At 33.3% G+C, this 17,017-nt stretch carries 22 protein-coding genes and 2 pseudogenes; 5 read left to right on the top strand and 19 right to left on the bottom strand.

The window, feature by feature from the left end; genetic code table 11:
• Window positions 1–264 precede the first annotated feature (264 nt).
• Together JCM14822_RS05005 and JCM14822_RS23580 are read right to left on the bottom strand one after the other, a co-directional pair.
• Window positions 265–663 (bottom strand): methyl-accepting chemotaxis protein, encoded by a 399-nt coding sequence (locus JCM14822_RS05005; protein WP_054740224.1) that lies wholly within the window; start codon window positions 661–663, stop codon window positions 265–267.
• Window positions 664–681: 18 nt separating this feature from the next.
• Window positions 682–819, bottom strand: a complete 138-nt coding sequence (locus JCM14822_RS23580; protein ID WP_278287179.1) for a methyl-accepting chemotaxis protein — start codon at window positions 817–819, stop codon at window positions 682–684.
• 174 nt (window positions 820–993) lie between these two features.
• Between JCM14822_RS23580 and JCM14822_RS05010 the strand changes: the two genes are divergently transcribed.
• The 3 genes and pseudogenes from JCM14822_RS05010 (at window position 994) to folK (ending at window position 3,219) form a co-directional block, all read left to right on the top strand.
• The gene (locus JCM14822_RS05010; protein ID WP_054740226.1) at window positions 994–1,521 is read left to right on the top strand and encodes an HD domain-containing protein; all 528 of its coding nucleotides are present in this window, start codon (window positions 994–996) and stop codon (window positions 1,519–1,521) included.
• Window positions 1,522–1,581: 60 nt separating this feature from the next.
• A pseudogene (gene folP / locus JCM14822_RS05015) lies at window positions 1,582–2,387 on the top strand (dihydropteroate synthase).
• A 16-nt stretch (window positions 2,388–2,403) separates the two neighbouring features.
• Window positions 2,404–3,219, top strand: a complete 816-nt coding sequence (gene folK / locus JCM14822_RS05020) for a 2-amino-4-hydroxy-6-hydroxymethyldihydropteridine diphosphokinase (RefSeq protein ID WP_054740229.1) — start codon at window positions 2,404–2,406, stop codon at window positions 3,217–3,219.
• A gap of 134 nt (window positions 3,220–3,353) precedes the next feature.
• On the opposite strand, the gene JCM14822_RS23590 is transcribed toward folK, so the two are convergent.
• From JCM14822_RS23590 to JCM14822_RS19105, 6 genes are all read right to left on the bottom strand, one after another.
• Window positions 3,354–3,671: a hypothetical protein gene (locus JCM14822_RS23590; RefSeq protein WP_330377325.1), complete on the bottom strand. Its 318-nt coding sequence runs from the start codon at window positions 3,669–3,671 to the stop codon at window positions 3,354–3,356.
• A complete protein-coding gene (locus tag JCM14822_RS23595) occupies window positions 3,664–3,810 on the bottom strand; it encodes a hypothetical protein (protein ID WP_330377326.1) in 147 nt (48 codons plus the stop codon). The genes JCM14822_RS23590 and JCM14822_RS23595 overlap by 8 nt, the downstream gene beginning before the upstream one ends.
• A gap of 47 nt (window positions 3,811–3,857) precedes the next feature.
• Window positions 3,858–4,211, bottom strand: a complete 354-nt coding sequence (locus tag JCM14822_RS23600; RefSeq protein ID WP_330377327.1) for an oxidoreductase — start codon at window positions 4,209–4,211, stop codon at window positions 3,858–3,860.
• Between the two features lie 226 nt (window positions 4,212–4,437).
• Window positions 4,438–4,635, bottom strand: coding sequence for a hypothetical protein (locus JCM14822_RS05030; RefSeq protein WP_054740231.1), 198 nt, complete (start codon window positions 4,633–4,635; stop codon window positions 4,438–4,440).
• 9 nt (window positions 4,636–4,644) lie between these two features.
• Entirely contained in the window at window positions 4,645–4,899 is a 255-nt protein-coding gene (locus tag JCM14822_RS05035; protein WP_054740233.1) for a LysR family transcriptional regulator, read from the bottom strand.
• Window positions 4,900–5,099: 200 nt separating this feature from the next.
• Window positions 5,100–6,800 (bottom strand): RICIN domain-containing protein, encoded by a 1,701-nt coding sequence (locus JCM14822_RS19105; protein WP_083461274.1) that lies wholly within the window; start codon window positions 6,798–6,800, stop codon window positions 5,100–5,102.
• Between the two features lie 226 nt (window positions 6,801–7,026).
• On the opposite strand from JCM14822_RS19105, the gene JCM14822_RS19110 reads away from it, so the two are divergent.
• Window positions 7,027–7,404 (top strand): helix-turn-helix transcriptional regulator, encoded by a 378-nt coding sequence (locus JCM14822_RS19110; protein ID WP_172674769.1) that lies wholly within the window; start codon window positions 7,027–7,029, stop codon window positions 7,402–7,404.
• 558 nt (window positions 7,405–7,962) lie between these two features.
• On the opposite strand, the gene JCM14822_RS20000 is transcribed toward JCM14822_RS19110, so the two are convergent.
• The 6 genes from JCM14822_RS20000 to JCM14822_RS05065 all read right to left on the bottom strand — a co-directional run bounded on the left by JCM14822_RS20000 (window position 7,963) and on the right by JCM14822_RS05065 (window position 12,060).
• Window positions 7,963–8,133: a hypothetical protein gene (locus JCM14822_RS20000; protein WP_157047629.1), complete on the bottom strand. Its 171-nt coding sequence runs from the start codon at window positions 8,131–8,133 to the stop codon at window positions 7,963–7,965.
• 129 nt (window positions 8,134–8,262) lie between these two features.
• Window positions 8,263–9,030: an alanyl-tRNA editing protein gene (locus JCM14822_RS05045; RefSeq protein WP_054740235.1), complete on the bottom strand. Its 768-nt coding sequence runs from the start codon at window positions 9,028–9,030 to the stop codon at window positions 8,263–8,265.
• A gap of 12 nt (window positions 9,031–9,042) precedes the next feature.
• Entirely contained in the window at window positions 9,043–9,360 is a 318-nt protein-coding gene (locus tag JCM14822_RS05050; protein WP_054740239.1) for an AzlD domain-containing protein, read from the bottom strand.
• 26 nt (window positions 9,361–9,386) lie between these two features.
• Window positions 9,387–10,091: an AzlC family ABC transporter permease gene (locus JCM14822_RS05055; protein WP_054740241.1), complete on the bottom strand. Its 705-nt coding sequence runs from the start codon at window positions 10,089–10,091 to the stop codon at window positions 9,387–9,389.
• A gap of 20 nt (window positions 10,092–10,111) precedes the next feature.
• Window positions 10,112–11,101 carry a serine O-acetyltransferase gene (locus JCM14822_RS05060; protein ID WP_054740243.1) on the bottom strand — a complete coding sequence of 330 codons (990 nt, stop codon included), beginning with the start codon at window positions 11,099–11,101 and terminating at the stop codon, window positions 10,112–10,114.
• Between the two features lie 44 nt (window positions 11,102–11,145).
• Entirely contained in the window at window positions 11,146–12,060 is a 915-nt protein-coding gene (locus JCM14822_RS05065) for a PLP-dependent cysteine synthase family protein (RefSeq protein WP_054740244.1), read from the bottom strand.
• Window positions 12,061–12,217: 157 nt separating this feature from the next.
• Between JCM14822_RS05065 and pdxR the strand changes: the two genes are divergently transcribed.
• On the top strand, window positions 12,218–13,615 hold the full coding sequence (gene pdxR / locus JCM14822_RS05070; protein WP_054740246.1) for a MocR-like pyridoxine biosynthesis transcription factor PdxR: 1,398 nt from the start codon (window positions 12,218–12,220) through the stop codon (window positions 13,613–13,615).
• Window positions 13,616–13,854: 239 nt separating this feature from the next.
• On the opposite strand, the pseudogene JCM14822_RS19115 reads toward pdxR, so the two are convergent.
• From JCM14822_RS19115 to JCM14822_RS23035, 5 genes and pseudogenes are all read right to left on the bottom strand, one after another.
• A pseudogene (locus JCM14822_RS19115) lies at window positions 13,855–13,992 on the bottom strand (methyl-accepting chemotaxis protein); the annotation flags it as partial.
• 17 nt (window positions 13,993–14,009) lie between these two features.
• Window positions 14,010–14,180: a hypothetical protein gene (locus JCM14822_RS20005; RefSeq protein ID WP_157047630.1), complete on the bottom strand. Its 171-nt coding sequence runs from the start codon at window positions 14,178–14,180 to the stop codon at window positions 14,010–14,012.
• 656 nt (window positions 14,181–14,836) lie between these two features.
• Window positions 14,837–15,091, bottom strand: coding sequence for a hypothetical protein (locus tag JCM14822_RS05075; RefSeq protein ID WP_054740248.1), 255 nt, complete (start codon window positions 15,089–15,091; stop codon window positions 14,837–14,839).
• Window positions 15,092–15,505: 414 nt separating this feature from the next.
• Complete coding sequence (locus JCM14822_RS05085) at window positions 15,506–16,726, bottom strand: MATE family efflux transporter (RefSeq protein WP_306307290.1); 1,221 nt, start codon at window positions 16,724–16,726, stop codon at window positions 15,506–15,508.
• On the bottom strand, window positions 16,714–16,878 hold the full coding sequence (locus JCM14822_RS23035; RefSeq protein WP_306307291.1) for an oligosaccharide flippase family protein: 165 nt from the start codon (window positions 16,876–16,878) through the stop codon (window positions 16,714–16,716). Before JCM14822_RS23035 ends, JCM14822_RS05085 begins: the two co-directional genes overlap by 13 nt.
• Window positions 16,879–17,017: the final 139 nt, after the last annotated feature.

Here is a 17,017-nt window from a genome sequence, read left to right on the forward strand (position 1 = left end):
TATCTCTAGCATTTACGTAAATAGTGCTACAGAATTCATATTTGAGATTAAAACAAGCGCACTTAATAAAGCTTCTATATTTATCCAAAAAATGATAAAATGATTAAATTACCTTTAGATGCTAATAATGCTAATGTATTTTCTACAATCCAAGATAATAGCGCTTATTTACTTAACAACTAAATAGCCTACTTTTATGAAACTTTTATACTCTATATTTTTGTGCCTTCGGCACTAACTCTATGTATTAAATAGTATTGAATACTAATTATTTGTTTTAAAGAACTCAATTTCTGTTTTTAATTGAGTTGTATCTTTCATAAGCTTCTCAATCTCTTCAATATTATCCACCATCGCTTCAGATACTTTATTTGTAATCTCAGTTGTAATTTGTGCTTGTTCTTGTACTTCTTTAGCTTCTTCACTAATTTCTCCTACAACACTAGCAATCTCTAAAACTGATTTATTTTGTTCTTCGATTGTTGTAAATAACTCATTAATTGCACCTGTACTACTTTGAGTTGCCTTAGTTACATCTGTAACCGCTTTCGCAAACTGGTCTGTAATCTCAAGTGTACTATCAATATTACTTACTACAGCTTTATTTACTAATTGTACTTTATCAATTTTTTGATTAATTTCTTTGATAAGGTTATCAATCACTTTTGTTTCTATACTTGTTTATTCAGATAATTTTTTAATTTCAGCAACTACTACTGCGAAGCCTTTACTACTTTCACCAGCACGGCTTGCCTCAATCGCCACATTTAATGAAAATGCAGCAAGTAAAATTACCGCAACTACTGGAATACTCGCCATTGTGATAACTTTGTCTTTAATCTAACTATTCCACTTTGCTTTATTGTTATTATTGTCAAGAAACTTTTTTTGCTAATTATTTACAAATAAAAGAATTTAAATAAATTAAGATTTTACAACTTTTTCACTTTAATATATAATAATTAAATCAAATCAAACTTTAGGAGGATTATCTTGATTACACAAAGAATGGAACGTGTCAATCTTATCTTGAAGCACAAAAGTTTTATGGCCTATGTACATGCTATAAAAGCGTGTGAAAACAAACGTATTTATTGTAAGCATAATATGAGTCATTTTATGGATGTGGCCAGACTAACCTATCTCAAAATACTAACAGCAGAAATTTCTTTAGATCAGTCCATCATTTATGCCGCAGCATTACTCCATGACATCGGTAAATTTCAACAATATAAAGAAAGTATTCCTCACGAGAAAGCAAGTGCACAGTTAGCGCCAGCTATCTTAAAGGACTGTGGCTATACAAATGCTGAAATTAAACTCATTGTACAAATGATTCGCTATCATCGCGGCTTTACTTTGGATGTAGATGACACCAATGCGCCTATAAGCGCTGAAACCAAACGCATTATAGCTCTCTTTCAAGAAGCTGATAAACAATCTAGAATGTGCTTTGCTTGCAATGCACATTCTACTTGTAACTGGCCTAATGAAAAGAAAAATCTAGAAATTATACTTTAAAGGAACCTTTATATAGGAAATTATCATTATAAAACAATTATGTATAGGAGTGTATGACAAGTGATTATCGGTAATAAAAATTTTGATACAAAGCATCATGCTTACATTATGGGAATTTTAAATGTTACACCCGATTCCTTCTCTGATGGTGGCAAATACAACAACTTAGATGCTGCCTTAAAACATGCTGAACAAATGATATTAGAAGGGGTAGATATTATTGATATAGGTGGCGAATCTACAAGACCAGGCTATACCCAGATTTCTGACGCAGAAGAAATTGAAAGAGTCTGCAAAGTTATCGAAGCACTTAAATCACGTTTTGATACGCCTTTATCCATCGACACTTATAAAAGTAAAGTAGCCTTTAGTGCCATCTCTTCTGGCATTGATTTAATTAATGATATATGGGGCTTTAAATATGATGCTAATATGGCATCCATTGTAGCCACTGCTGGGGTCGCTTGCTGCCTAATGCATAATCGCACTACAGACAGTTATAACAATCTTATGGAAGATGTTTTATCAGATTTACAAGAAAGCATCAACCTTGCTTTAAGCGCAGGCATTGCGAAAGATAAAATCTTAGTAGATCCAGGCATTGGATTTGCCAAAGACTATGAGACTAACTTAAAAGTTATGCAGCAAGTAGAGCGTTTACAAACTTTAGGTTATCCAATCTTACTAGGTGCTTCAAAAAATCTATGATTGGCCTTGCTTTAAACTTGCCTGCTGATGAACGTATCGAAGGTACTATAGCCACAACTATTATGGGACTTATGAAAGGCTGCTGCTTCTTTAGAGTACATAATGTAAAAGAAAATAAACGTGCCCTCCTTATGAGTGAGGCTATCTTAAACGCTTAATTAACCGAGGTATATCATGGATCAAATCAAAATTACTAATCTAGAAGTTTTTGCAAACCATGGCGTTTTTAAAGAAGAAAATGTACTTGGACAAAAATTTATTATAAATGCTACCCTTTTTACTTCTGTAAGAAAAGCTGGATTAAAAGATGATTTAACCGCTTCTATTCATTACGGTGAAGTGGCTGGATTCATTACAAAGTTTATGAAAGAAAACACTTATCAGCTTATTGAAACCGTAACAGAACATTTAGCTCATAAACTACTTTTAAACTTTAAAAATCTTGAAGAAATCACATTAGAGATTAAAAAACCTTGGGCACCTATTGGTCTACCTGTAGATTATGTTTCCGTGTGCCTCACCAGAAAATGGCATACAGCTATCATTGCTTTAGGTTCTAATATAGGCAATACAAAAAACTATTTAGAGGAAGCCATTTTAGCACTTAAACAAAATCCTAACTGTGAGGTCACTAAGGTTTCTGATTTTATTTGTACAAAGCCAGTAGGCTATCTTGAACAAGATGATTTCTTAAATGCCTGCCTCGAACTACGTACATTACTTCCACCAGATGAATTACTAGATTTATTGCATGAGATTGAAGGTGCTGCAGGACGTGAACGCCTTATTCACTGGGGACCTCGTACTTTAGATTTAGATATCATCTTTTATGATGATTTAATCACAGATTCCCCACAGCTTATTATTCCTCATCCGGAAATGCATAAAAGAGGCTTTGTCCTAGAACCCCTTGCACAGATTTCACCTTATAAAGTTCACCCGCTTTTAAGGCAGAGAATCGTTGATTTACTTGCTAACTTAAATAATTAGGACCTTTTAAAGTAAAAAGAATCACCTTTATAACATCCCAAATAATCAAAAAAGAAGCTATAGTGCATGCTTTCCTTCACCATAGCTTCTTTTTCTTTATCTATTCACTTAATATGAATCTATTTCATCGTTTATTAAATATGATTTGCTACTTCAAAAGCATCCCAAATGCTGTACATGATATTAGCAACTTTTTTAGCTTTTGTAATTGGTTCATAACGTGTCACACGTTCTCTAGCTGCTTGTGGATTAACAACACAGTTAATCATAGAGAATTCTTGAATACGTCCCATACAAGCTCCTTGACAAGAAATACATGGTCGCACTTCACAGTATCTATTTGTACGTAATTTATTAACGTAATCAAGATCTGCGAGTACTGGTCTACCTAAACTGATGATATCACAATCTCCATTTTCAAATGCTTCTAAAGCCATATCAAAATTATCCATATGCACCAACATCTATATCTAATGCATCATAGCCATATTGTACTAATAATTTAGCGGCTTCTAAACCTTCTTCAATGTCACGGCCTTTTCCTTCAAATTCTTCTCCTAGAAGTGCTCCTTCACGCCAATCTTTAATCATACTCTTCACACTGAAGCGAAGTGCTACTGGGAAATCTTCTCCACATCTTAATTTGATTCTTCTACAATTTCTCTAGCTAAACGTAAGCGTTTTTCAAGGCTTCCACCATACTCATCTGTTCTTTGATTAAACATAGAAATAGCGAATTGGTCAATTAAATAGCTTTCGTGTACAGCATGAATTTCAACCTCATCAAATCCGACACGTTTTGCATTAAAAGCACCATCTCCGAAAGATTTTATAATGCTTCTAATCTCCTCTTTTGTTAAAGGACGACAAGTTTTATTAAGCCAGCGGTGTAGAATAGCTGATGGTGCTACCGGTGGAAATTCTCCTAAGTTTGTAGGAATAGTTACACGACCAAATCCACCTTGTATATCAGCAAGTCCTAAAGTTCCCATTTTATCTTCTCCTTAAAAGGAATGGCCTTTAAATGAGTCATATTGAAATCTTTCTTTACAAAATCAGGTAAAAGGCCACACCCATCTTCTTTCTACATAATTTATGTTGAAAATTAATATCTGCCGTCTTAGCAATAATATTAGCTTCAAAACCTTTCATATGACAGCACTTTCTAAGCTCATGATACATTGTAAAATGCTCAGCACACTGCAACTTGCTGCCTTATCACTTTTGATTCCTAGTTTCTGCCAGCTCCCTATGATAAAATCCATATTCTAGCATTGAAGCTAAAAGAAGCTGCTTCACTTCCTCATTGCTATATTCACAAAGTTCCACTTTAATCTGTGAATTCTTCTTCATAAATATTTGAAGCTGCTCAAAAGGCATCACATTAAATGCACCACAGGCACATCCTACACGCAATTTCACCTCTTAATCTTTAAACTGTTCCATTTCATTTTGAATCTCTTCAAACTGTTCAATAAGTCCTTCAGAGCGTTTGTGTAATAATTCTGCTCCTGCTGTTGGGGTAACCCCATGTTGATTTCTCTCAAATAAAGTAATATCTAATTTCTTTTCTAACGTTCTAATAATGCTTCCTAAGCCTTGTGGCTTAATATATAAGTTTTTGGCAGCACGGTTAATGCTACGCATTTCATATACTGTTTCAAAACTTTTTAAATCCATAAGATTCACACACTTCTCAAAATTTTCTATAAACTTATAATTTTTATATAATACAAAATTTTCCACTACATAAAATTTATTCAATAGTCATTTATAATATTGGTAAACAAAAAATAGCATAACACATATTTTTAAGATTTTAAGAACACTTAATTTTTGTGTTATGCTACTTTTAAACAACTTATTATTTTATTAGACTATTATTTAAGCACTACATTAGCTATAATAATTTCACCTGAACCACTTTCTAATTGACAACCAAATGTATAACTTTGACCTGCTCCTAAATTTGCTTGCCAGCTAGGACCTGTAATTGTATAAGTATTACCTTCTTCTGCTACAATTGTTGCATTCCATACAGATGTGATTTTACGATTTGTTGTAAATGTACATATCCAGTTGTTTAAATCTTTACCTGTTGTATTTATTACTGTAAAGTCTGCAACAGCACCACTACCCCAATCTGATGTTACTTTCGCACTGATTGCATCTTTATTTGTTTGTTCTGGCTTTGTTTCCTCTGGTTTTGTAGATTCTGATGATGCATTGCAAGCTTCGAAAATCCATGTTTGGTTAGCTGCACCATAGTATGCATATTGCATGACATTTGAACCATCTGTTGTACCTTTGTTCTCAACATCTAATCCTTTTGCATCTGTTGAGCATCTTGTTACTATACCATATACATTTTCTTTTGAAGTAGGTAAGATTTTGAATTCTTGTGCTGACATACCGTTTGCTGTATATGTTTGAATGTTTGTGTTATCTTCATCTTTACCATAAACAACGTCAAGTGTATAGCCTTGCCCATTCTTTAATGTGACATAACCATCTTGTATATTTGTTAAATACCACTTTTGTCCTGCTACACCTGTGCCTGTACCGATTTCTACGTTTACGCCATCTCCGCCTTTATTATTAGCTACTTGAAGATATTTGTTTGAGCCAACACCTTTAATATAGTACCAGCCATCTTGTAATGTAGCATATTTATCATTTACAACTGGTTTTTCTTCTTGTGAAGGTGTTGTTGTTCCTGTTGTACCTTTTGTGAAGCCTGCTTCTTCTAACATTTGAAGGTTGTTCCATAAACTTGGACTCCAAACGCTCCAGTCATGACCTCTACCTGATAAAATCCAATAAGTATGATTGATTTGTCTAGATTGACAGAAGTTATGTACACTATCGCCAAATTGTTTTAATGAGTCTGTACTACCGCAAGAAATGAATAAAAGTTTTAAATCACTTTTTGCTTTTGCACCATTATCAGGAAATAATACATTTGTTGATTTTGTATTAGGGGCTGCTGAATAACCACCAATATAAGCAAATGTATTAAGATTTGTAAAACCAATGTTATAAGTTTGTCCACCGCCCATAGAAAGACCAGAAAGTGCTCTATGTTCACGGTCTGTGTATACTGAATAATTCTTTTCTACATAAGGAATTAATGAACCAATTAAATCTTTTGTGAAGTTTTCCCATCCGTCATTTATACCTGCGCCTGTGGCATTACCATTTGGAAATACAATGATACATGGTTTTACTTTACCTTCTGCAATTAAGTTATCTGCAATCACATTGGGTTTACCATTGTTTGGCCATTCACTTTCATTACCACCAATACCATGTAATAAATAAAGCACACTATACTTCTCATTATTAGAATAACCTGCTGGTAAATAAATCTTGGCTTTACGTGTGCTTTTTGTAGCTGCTGAATAATATGAAATTTCTTTAATTGTTCCATGTGGTACATTTTTTACGCTGTCATATCCTGCTGGTGGTATTACTGGCGTAATTGCTGCAAAAGTTTCTTGTGATAAAGTTAAACAAAAAAGAATTGCAAATAAACATGTTGCTATAACACTAAATATTGATTTTCTCATACTTTTTACCATATTGCTTCCTCCTAATTTTTATTTATTTTTTGCTTAATTACTTGATTTACTTCTATAAACCTATACATCTCCCCTCCTTTATATACACATTTTAAACTTTACACCTAGGATAACTTAGTCCCCTACGCTATATTTATATATTATACGGACAATTCTAAACATTTTCTTGTACATTTTTAACATAAGTCTTTATTACTTTAGGCTCATATAAAGGAGGTTCATATCCGTGAATAAAGCAGATTTAAGTATACCTCAAAATAATTCTAAAAATTTCGAACGTTTACAAGTCATCACCACCTATATTAGCTTACATTATCACGAAAAAATCACCCTTTCCGATATTAGTAAAACCGTTTATATTACACCTCAGCATCTGTGCCGTTTTTTTAAAAATATGACCACTATGAGCATTATCACTTATATTAATCATTATCGACTAAGACAAGCCTGTCATCTTTTAGAAACTAGTAACCTTAGCATTACAACCATTGCATTAATGTGCGGCTTTGATAATGTCAGTTATTTCAACCGCCTTTTTAAAGGCTATTTTCATTGTACACCTCGCCATTTTCGTATAACCTCACAGAATTCTAAGCATCTCTAAAAACTGGTTCATCCCCTAAAGTTTATAAAAAGGGCTATCTTGAAACCGTTTTCAGTCTCTGATATGCACCCTTTTAGGTAGACAAGTGATTCAACCACAATATATTGCTGAAAATATACTAGATCGTCAATTCAATGCAGATACTCCAAATGAAAAATAGCTTACAGATGTAACAGAATTTCACTATTATGTAGGTATTGCGAAACGTAAAGTTTATTTAAGTGCCATACTCAATCTATATGATAGATGTATTGTATCCTATGTTATAAATGACCGTAACAATAATGCATTGTTCTTTAATACCTTATAAAGCAACAGAAAACAACCTTAATACTCACCCACTATTTCATTCAGATAGGGGATTTCAATACATAAGCCTTCGAAAAGCTGCACCTTTGTTTGCCCTAAATCTGCACTGCGCTCTTCGGTATTTTCTTGCTTCTCCCTAAGTCTAAGCTTTAGCTTCTAAAAAACTTTAATGAATATAAATGCCAGTATACAAACACCTATTAGAAGTAGAAGTTTTTTAGATTAATACGATGAATAAAGTGCAATCTTTTACCTGTTGCTTCCCAAAGATAAAATTAAACGTATAAGTGTTTCAAAGTCAAACTTTCTTTGACGCATAAAACAACCTTTTTCCAGAGTAGAAAATTTCTGAGGGTTGCTACTCATTTCTTTTATAATTTCTATTAAACAATTTTTTAGTTCATTTGCGTGTATATTCATCACAACACCTCCTCAACGAGGAGGCTTCGCCGTAAATTTTCTATACTTTGTCAAGCTTTTTTCGCACAAAAATAACCAAGTACCTATAATAAGTACTTGGTTATTTTAAGAAATCTTAGAAACAATGTCTTAACTTAATGACATTGTTTCATGATATAAATCTAGGGGCAATTGTACATTTGGAAATTTTACAGTAATACGTTGTAAATTTTTCCCTTTACTTTTCTTAATAACACTTACTGCTCCCACATATTTCGTTGATGGTAAATGGGTTCCGCCACATGCACAAATATAATCTAGGCATTTCCAATAAACAGCTTCTTTTTGTTTTGCATGTGGATAAAGTTCAATTTTGCAATCATCTGCTATAATTTGATTCACGTATTCATTGATTTTATCAAGCTGTTCATCATTGAGTTTCTCACGGAAAAAGAAATCTAATCTTGCATCCTCTTCTTTAATTGCAGCACCTTTTACATATCTAATAATATCTTTTTCTCCTCGTATCTTTTCAATTGCCATTAATACAAGATGAATAGCCGTATGAGAAACTGTTAGTCTAGCTCTACGTTCTATATCAATACATACTTTTATTTTCATACCTACTTCAAACTTCTCCAATGCTTCTTCTGCTACGCAATGATAAATTGGCGTATTCACGTTAATTGTAGGAAAATCTTGTTCTAAAAAAACATCGCCTACACCTTTTTGAGTATCTGTAAATGCAATTTTTTCATTCTCATTAATGATCAAAAAGCCTCGATCTCCTTCTTGCCCTCCCCCTTCTGGAAAAGCTACTGTTTGATCACATACTACGCCCTGTTTTCCCACTGCTATCACTGTTGCTTCACATTCTTTTAAAAAATAATCCTCATAATATAATTTTTCTGTTCTCATGTTATAAGCTCCTTATAGTATATATACCTGTAACATAATAACTGCTGCTACAGCTCCACAAATAACAAATGTTATATTGAGTTTCAAATAAGCTAAGATGACGGCTACGGTGCCGCCTACTACACCTACAATAAGTTTTTGACTATTTACAGATAAAATCCCTGGAAAAATCAATGCGCCCAATGCTGCATATGGAATAGCTTTTAAAACACCTTCTACTTGCTTTGATAAATTCAACCTATTAAGTATGGCTACAGGCAGTGCTCTAGGAATATAAGTAACAACAGACATTCCTAATATCATTAAAAGAATATTTTCATTTACACTCATATTTTAATCCCTTTCCTGTTTTTTTACTATGGCTGCGCTTCTTTTTCTTCTAATATTCTTGCCCCTATAATACCACCTAATAAAGTAGCTGCTACAATAGCCCAACTTGATTTAATCCACATTCCTAAAATATAATTAATGAACATACTCACGAGAACTACTTTTAACACCTTATGATTTTTATGAATACTTGGTGTGAGTAGTCCTATAAACATGGCATATAATGCAATAGACATACTTGAACAAATACTTGTTGGAATAATATCAATAATAATCGTTCCAAGTACTGTTCCCCCAATCCAAGAGCCATAAGTAATAAGTGCTAAACCTCCAAAAAAGTACTGGTTACAATATTCATCTTCTTCCATAGATATGATGCCAAATGTTTCATCAGTTACACCAAAGGCTAAAATCCATTTCATCCATTTAGGTACTTTTTCAAGTCTATTCATCACATACGTACTCATTATAAGATGTCTAATATTAATAATGAGTGTGGCAATAATGATTTCTACACTTCCCGCACCTACTGCTAACATATTAACTGCTGTTAACTGACTCGCCCCTGCTAGCAGCATAATAGACATAATAATACATTCAGCTTTAGTTAATCCTGTCTGTACTGCAATTACTGAGAAAGCTAATGAAATGGGTATAAACCCTATTAAGACTGGTATTCCTTTTTTCAATCCTCTTAGAAACATTTGGTTTTTATACTTCTTTGCTTCCATTTTAACCCTCACTCTCACGTCTAACTACTTCTTAGTAGATTTTTACCCAACCCTACTGCATCCATAATAACGATTTCTGTTTGCTTATCAAAAACGGCTTTTAAATTTATCTTTTTATAAGGATAATTCACTTTTTCTTTGTAATAATACACCTGTGCACAAATCTTCTCTTCATCTCTGCTTAGTACTTCTATATCTATATCATCGATTATATTAGTTTCTTCATCAATAAAATGTAATGTTAAATCTGATAAATTCTTTCCATATATTTCAATCTGATTATTAGGCTTTGGAATGACACCATAAATTAATATACGTTCTTTTTGTTTGTTATATGAAATCTGCATTTGATTGGATATAGAAACTGTAGTATCTCTTGGAATATTACTTGTTACTACACAGTTTGGATTGATAATCACATTATCACCAATATTAATAGGGCCTAACAATCTGCTTCCACCACCTATTTGCACGTTATTACCTATTGTTGGATGCCTCTTACCTGGCTGATTATAGGCAATGCCCCTTGCCCCTATAATCACTCCTTGTAAAATATAGCAGTCATCTCCTATAATAGCGGTCTCTCCTATAACTACCCCTACACCATGGTCAATGATAAATCTTTTTCCAATTTGAGATGCCGGGTGAATTTCTATTTTTGTTTCTACTTTCACTCTCTCTGACATTAAACGTGCTATTTGTTCTCTCCTACTAACTTCTAGTCGCTGCTCACAATAAATCGCATGAGCTATACGATAATATCTCACTGCCTTGAAGCTTAAATAAGCTTTAAATACATACTCTAACTTACCAGCAGCTGGATCCTTCTCTTTTAATGCCATTAAATCTTCTTCTATATAAACTGCTATCTCTTGTATTAGTTCATCTAATAGCTGTGAAGACATCTTTAAAGCATCCCATTCATTTCTTGGTATATATATGTTAATGCATTCTCTAATCTGTTCTTTAATACTTCTTGTAATATATTGTAAGTTATTGTTATCTTCCATTCTCTTTCCCCCTACGTGCAATCTATCTATATTTCTCTGATATATTAGAAATGTTCTAGATAACTTCTTCCACTATCAGGTGCTACTGTTACAACTACTTTTCCTTTACCTAATTTTTTGGCTAATTTTAATGCTCCGCAAATATTAGCACCTGAAGATATGCCTACTAATAGTCCTTCTTTACATGCAAGTAATTTCATCATTTCATGTGCTTGTTCATAATCCATATCCATAGCACAATCTATTACATCTCTTTGTAAAATTGGTGGAATCATTCCTATTGAAAGCCCTTGTATCTTATGTGGTACAGAAATTCCCTCTAATGATTGACATCCTTTTGGTTGAATGACTACAACCTCTGCTTGTGGAAAACTTTCTTTAACGGCTTTTCCTATACCACTTATTGTGCCGCTGCTTCCCATTCCAGCTACAACACAGTCAATTTGATCTAATTCACTTACGATTTCTTTTCCAGTTCCTTCATAATGGGCATCTACATTAGCCATATTGCTTAATTGATCAAGCCATACATATTCTGGATGTTCTTTCTTAATTTCTCTTACTAATCTAATATGAGAGTCATTTCCTGTTGTACTATCAGATAAATATACTGTAACACCATAGGCTTCTAACATCTTAATTTTTTCTTTACTATAATTATCTGGAATAACCAAAATAAGTTTATACCCTAATACACTTGCTGCCATAGCTAAACCGATTCCAGTATTTCCCCCTGTAGGTTCTATAAGTGTCTGACCAGAATATGGTGTTAAGATGCCTTTTCTTTGAGCTTGTTTAATCATTTCAATAGCAACTCTGCTCTTAACGCTTCCTCCAGCATTAAATTCTTCAAGCTTTACATAAACATCTGCCATATCCTCTGTTACTACATTTTTTAATTGTACTAATGGTGTTTTTCCAATATAGTCTATAATTGTGTTTCCAAATTCTTTATTCATTTTTTCTCCTCTTTCTGAATATATAGAATAATAATTATATATAATTTTTTATCAAATTTTCTGTATAATATATGTACCACATATATTATAATGTTTTTAGTACCACAATATGATTTTTTTTATGGTACCACTATTTTATTTTTATAAGGAGAACATAATGATTTGGCTCAATATTGATAAAAATAAAAACATTCCTCTGACAAAACAAATTTATAAACAAATACGTGACAAAATTTTAAACGGTGAATTATCAGTTGATACGAAACTCCCTTCATCTCGAAATCTCTCTGAACATCTGCATATTTCTCGTAATGTCGTTTTAGAAGCATATCATCTCTTATTACTAGAAGGTTATATCATCACAAAACCTTCTTTAGGCACATTTGTTGCCGAGGTACCTAGACACACTACGTACTTACAAGCCCCTGCATCTTCGTTATCAACTTTAGATGATTCAACATCAGCAAAACAAGTAATTGATTTTCGTTCAGGTATTCCTGCTTTAGATTTATTACCTAATAAGAAATGGCATCAATTATATGCACAAAAATTATTCAACCTTCCTCCCTCTGCTATGGGCTATGGTTTATCTCAAGGTACTTTAGAACTACGTTATGCTATATGTGATTATTTACAGAGAACCCGTGGTATTACATGTGAACCTTCACAGATTATTATCACTAACAGTTCTATTCAAAGCTTTTCTATCTTAAGTCACGTTTTACTTAAGGAAAATCCATGTTATATTGTGGAAGATCCTTTACATAACGATATTAGACAAACTTTTTCTACTGTTAGTAATAACTATCATATTGTACCTTCTGACAAACAGGGTATATTGACGTCTTTATTACCACAACATATTACTCCAGCTTTTATATTTGTAACGCCTTCACACCAATATCCTTTGGGGGGCTTATTATCTGCCCAGCGCCGTATTGAACTTATCCAGTATGCTACCGAAAAAAATTGTTACATTATAGAGGATGACTATGACAGTGAATTCCATTATAAAACGCCACCTCTTTCTACTCTTTATGATTTGTCACCTAAACACGTAATTTATATAGGTACCTTTAGCAAAGTGCTTTGTCCTACATTAAGAATTGGTTATATGATTGTCCCACTCGAATTAACTGATAAAGTTTGTACTTATAAAAAGAGGTGTGATTTCTTTACCCACACTATTTCACAACTAGTACTTTCAGATTTTATAAACGGTAAGCATCTTGAAAAACATATTAACAAAATGCAAAAAATCTATCTTAAGAGACGTAATACACTTATTAATGCACTCAAACAATCCTTTGGAGATTCAGTCTGCATAGAAGGTGATGCCACAGGCTTACATTTAATTGCCTCTTTTAAAAACGTTATCTTCACCTCGGAACTTATTGATTTTCTATATACCAAAGGCATTCAGATTCATCCTATTTGGTATCACTCTAAACAACAAGATTATCCTAAAAACAGCATCATACTAGGTTATAGCCACTTATCGCCAGAGACAATTACTGCTGGCATTGCAATTCTTAAAGAGTATTTATCTCATTAAAAAAGCGAGCGGAGCAAATTATAATTTTACCTCGCTCGCTCTTTTATGATCTATTTATTCTACACTTACTTATTTCCAATAAGTTGTTGGATACTCTTTCTACACGTCTAAATGAATGTTGTACCCTTTCAGTAACCTTTTTCTGACCTTGAGTTTAATCTACAATCTGTGTAATTCCTTTTTCTACATAATTTGCATTTTGCATATTTGCCTTATGTACTTCCTCAAGTAAACTATATATCTCTTGAATCATCTACCAAGTGCATGATTTCTTGAGCAACTACGTTAAAACCTCTTCCCATTTCCCCTGCACGAGCTGCTTCTATTGATGCATTTAAAGCAAGTAAATTCGTTTGTTCTGTAATGTTACTAATAGTCGTATATTTTAATATCCCTATGGCACATTTAAATGTTCTGCAATTATAAGACTTAATGTTACTATAACACCAAGCACTGTAATGGGAATGAGATCTTCTGAGTTCATTCTAAAAATACCAACAACTGACAATAAGATTAAAACTGGAAACGCAAGTATAATCCATCTGATTACCTTTGTAACTTTCACATCATTTTGATAAAAAAATCTGCTACTATGTCTGTTTGCTTATTCATTTTATTCCCCCTTTCTGTGTTAAATTTTATTAGTTTATCTTTATTCGTATATATTTCTTTCTTAATTATATCACACTACCACCTTGAAATAATTTAAATTTTCAGTATTTTCAATCATTCTTAAGACATGTTATATATTATACCTATTTACAAAAGAAAACCTCAAACTTAGTATAATAAGTTCAAGGTTTTCTTTTATTCCCTATTTATTCTTCAATATTTCTCCACAATCCTGGCAAATTTCTATATTTATGCGGCCGATGCCACCATAAGAAATAAAATGCTCACCAGTATCTACAATGCCACATTCTTCACACATAAGACATCTTCTACCTTGCAAATCATTGTGTGCCCATTTTGCTGAGATATATCAGGTATCGAGGCTATGGATGCTACGGATTCTTTTGGCATGAGTATTTGAATTTTTTTATAGCACTGCACTTTTAACATTTCCTGACTTAATGCTTCTAGCATTTGTGTTTGACACGTTTGCTCATTATATCTTTTATGCGCAATTTATTCTTTATATACCACCTGTTTTTCCTCTAACCACATTTTATAATTTTCCTTAAATCCTTTTAGTGTTAATTCACCTAATTCAAGCATTTTTCACATACACTTCATCATAACTTTCAGGTGCCAAATTTTTCCTTCATAGCGATAACTTTTAGAATCTATTTTGTACCGTGCGATTTCACTCACATCCCAGCTCACCACTACTAAATCCCTGTTTTTAGATTCATTAAACAAATATATTTTTAAGAACAAAGTTTGATTTTCCCTTACAATAGTGTCAGTATTCCCTACAACTAACCATTTCACAGAGATTTTGGCTTCTTCATATAACTTTGTAAGTACTACCATCTTATTAGCTGATAAACACTGAGTACCTAATTCAATGGCTAATAAACTGCCATCTGACTTTTCTATTAAAAGATAAGTATAATGGTGTTTTAACCTCTAATGAAACTTTATAGCCTTGTGACTGCAAATGATAAAAAATCATTCTTTTAATACTTCTTATAATCTGTATATTACCTTTATCAAACTGGGCATAGTCACAATTTGTATTATTTAAAATAGGCAAAATAAACTTCTTTTTTCCCTATGACAATAACGCAGCACAGGACTTTAACACATTAGATCTGTGCAGCATAGCTCTTTATGTCCACTTTCCTGTCTAACCATCTTTTCCACTTCATAGCTTCTAGCAACCTCTCCTGTCAGGAGACCCTGCCCTTTCCAAATGGCATTTTCCATATCTTACTCCTTTCTGCCTTATCCCACTACCTGCACTTTTCCTTCTTTGACAACGACTTTTGCTTTCCATCGTCCTCTCATATATCTAATGACACATACAACGGCCGTTGTAATCCATGTTGCCCCTGTTGTGACCCAAATACCCCAAAAACCAAGTACAGGGATTCTAGTGAAGAATTGAGAATACGCAAGACGACAGACAACTTCTGTAATCCCATTGAGCATGGCAAAACCAGTGTCACCACATCCATTTAGTACAGCCCTTGGAATATAAATCATTCCAAGCCCGAAGTAACAAAGGCTTGTAACACGTAGTGCAGTCATACCTATTTCTACAACTTCAGGTTCCTTTACAAAGGCTTCTATAATTTGTCTACCAAATAAATAAGCAACTGGAATCATACATATGCTAAAAACTAAAGCAATAATCACAGCCTGCCTATAGCCCTGTTTCACACGTTCTAACTTTCTTGCACCCATATTTTGTCCTGAATAAGTTGTAAGGGCCATCCCCAATGAACCATAAGGTTGCTGTACGATTTGCTCAATGCGCCCTGTAATCGTATAAGCCGCCATAACTGTTTCCCCATATTGATTAACAATGCCTTGAAGGGCCATACATGAGATGGCAATCATAGAATTTTGCAAGGCTACTGGTATACCCAACTTAATAGAACTTATAATCATTGGTATTCTAGGCTTCATTTGTTCTTTGCTTAAACGAAAATAAGGAATACGTACGTAAGCATAAATCACACTGGTAACGGCTGCCACACATTGGGCAATAACTGTGGCAAAGGCTACACCAAATACGCCCCATCCTAAAGTTAATACAAACACTAAATCTAATATGACATTTACTATACTTGATAGGATCAAAAAGTAAAGGGGTGTCTTTGAATCCCCTAATGCTCTTATGATACAAGTGACGCCATTATATACTGCTATTGGAAGCATTCCTATGCAGGTCATTCTCATATAAATGATTGAATCACCAATAATACTATCTGGCGTAGCTAATAGTCTTAATAGCTGTGGTGAACTCAAAATGCCCAGTATACTAACTATGATTGCTGTACTCCCCAATACATAAATTGAATTACCAATAATTGAACCTACCATATCTTGCTGTTTTGCACCGAAATACTGGGAAACGAGAATGCCAATCCCCAGTCCAAGCCCTAAACTTAGTGAAAAGAATAGGAAATTCATCGAACCACAAGTTCCTACTGCTGCCAAGCATTTGCCCCTACAAATCGTCCTACAATCAGCGAATCTACCATGTTATAAAGTTGCTGAAATAAGTTACCAATAAGTAATGGCCATGCGAATCTAAAGATGTGTTGAATAGGACTTCCAACAGTCATATCTGTCATATTTTTAGTACTCATATATTCCCCCTATAAATGTGTGTCATAGCTGTATTTTTTTGATTCTACAACTTATTATATTCAAAATATTTTAAATTACTAGAGGGTTTCTAAAATAATTTTATACTAAAATCTATCCAATTTTTATTACTTCTGACCT

The sequence above is a fragment of the Cellulosilyticum ruminicola JCM 14822 genome (assembly GCF_001311925.1).
In the GTDB taxonomy this organism is placed as follows: domain Bacteria; phylum Bacillota; class Clostridia; order Lachnospirales; family Cellulosilyticaceae; genus Cellulosilyticum; species Cellulosilyticum ruminicola.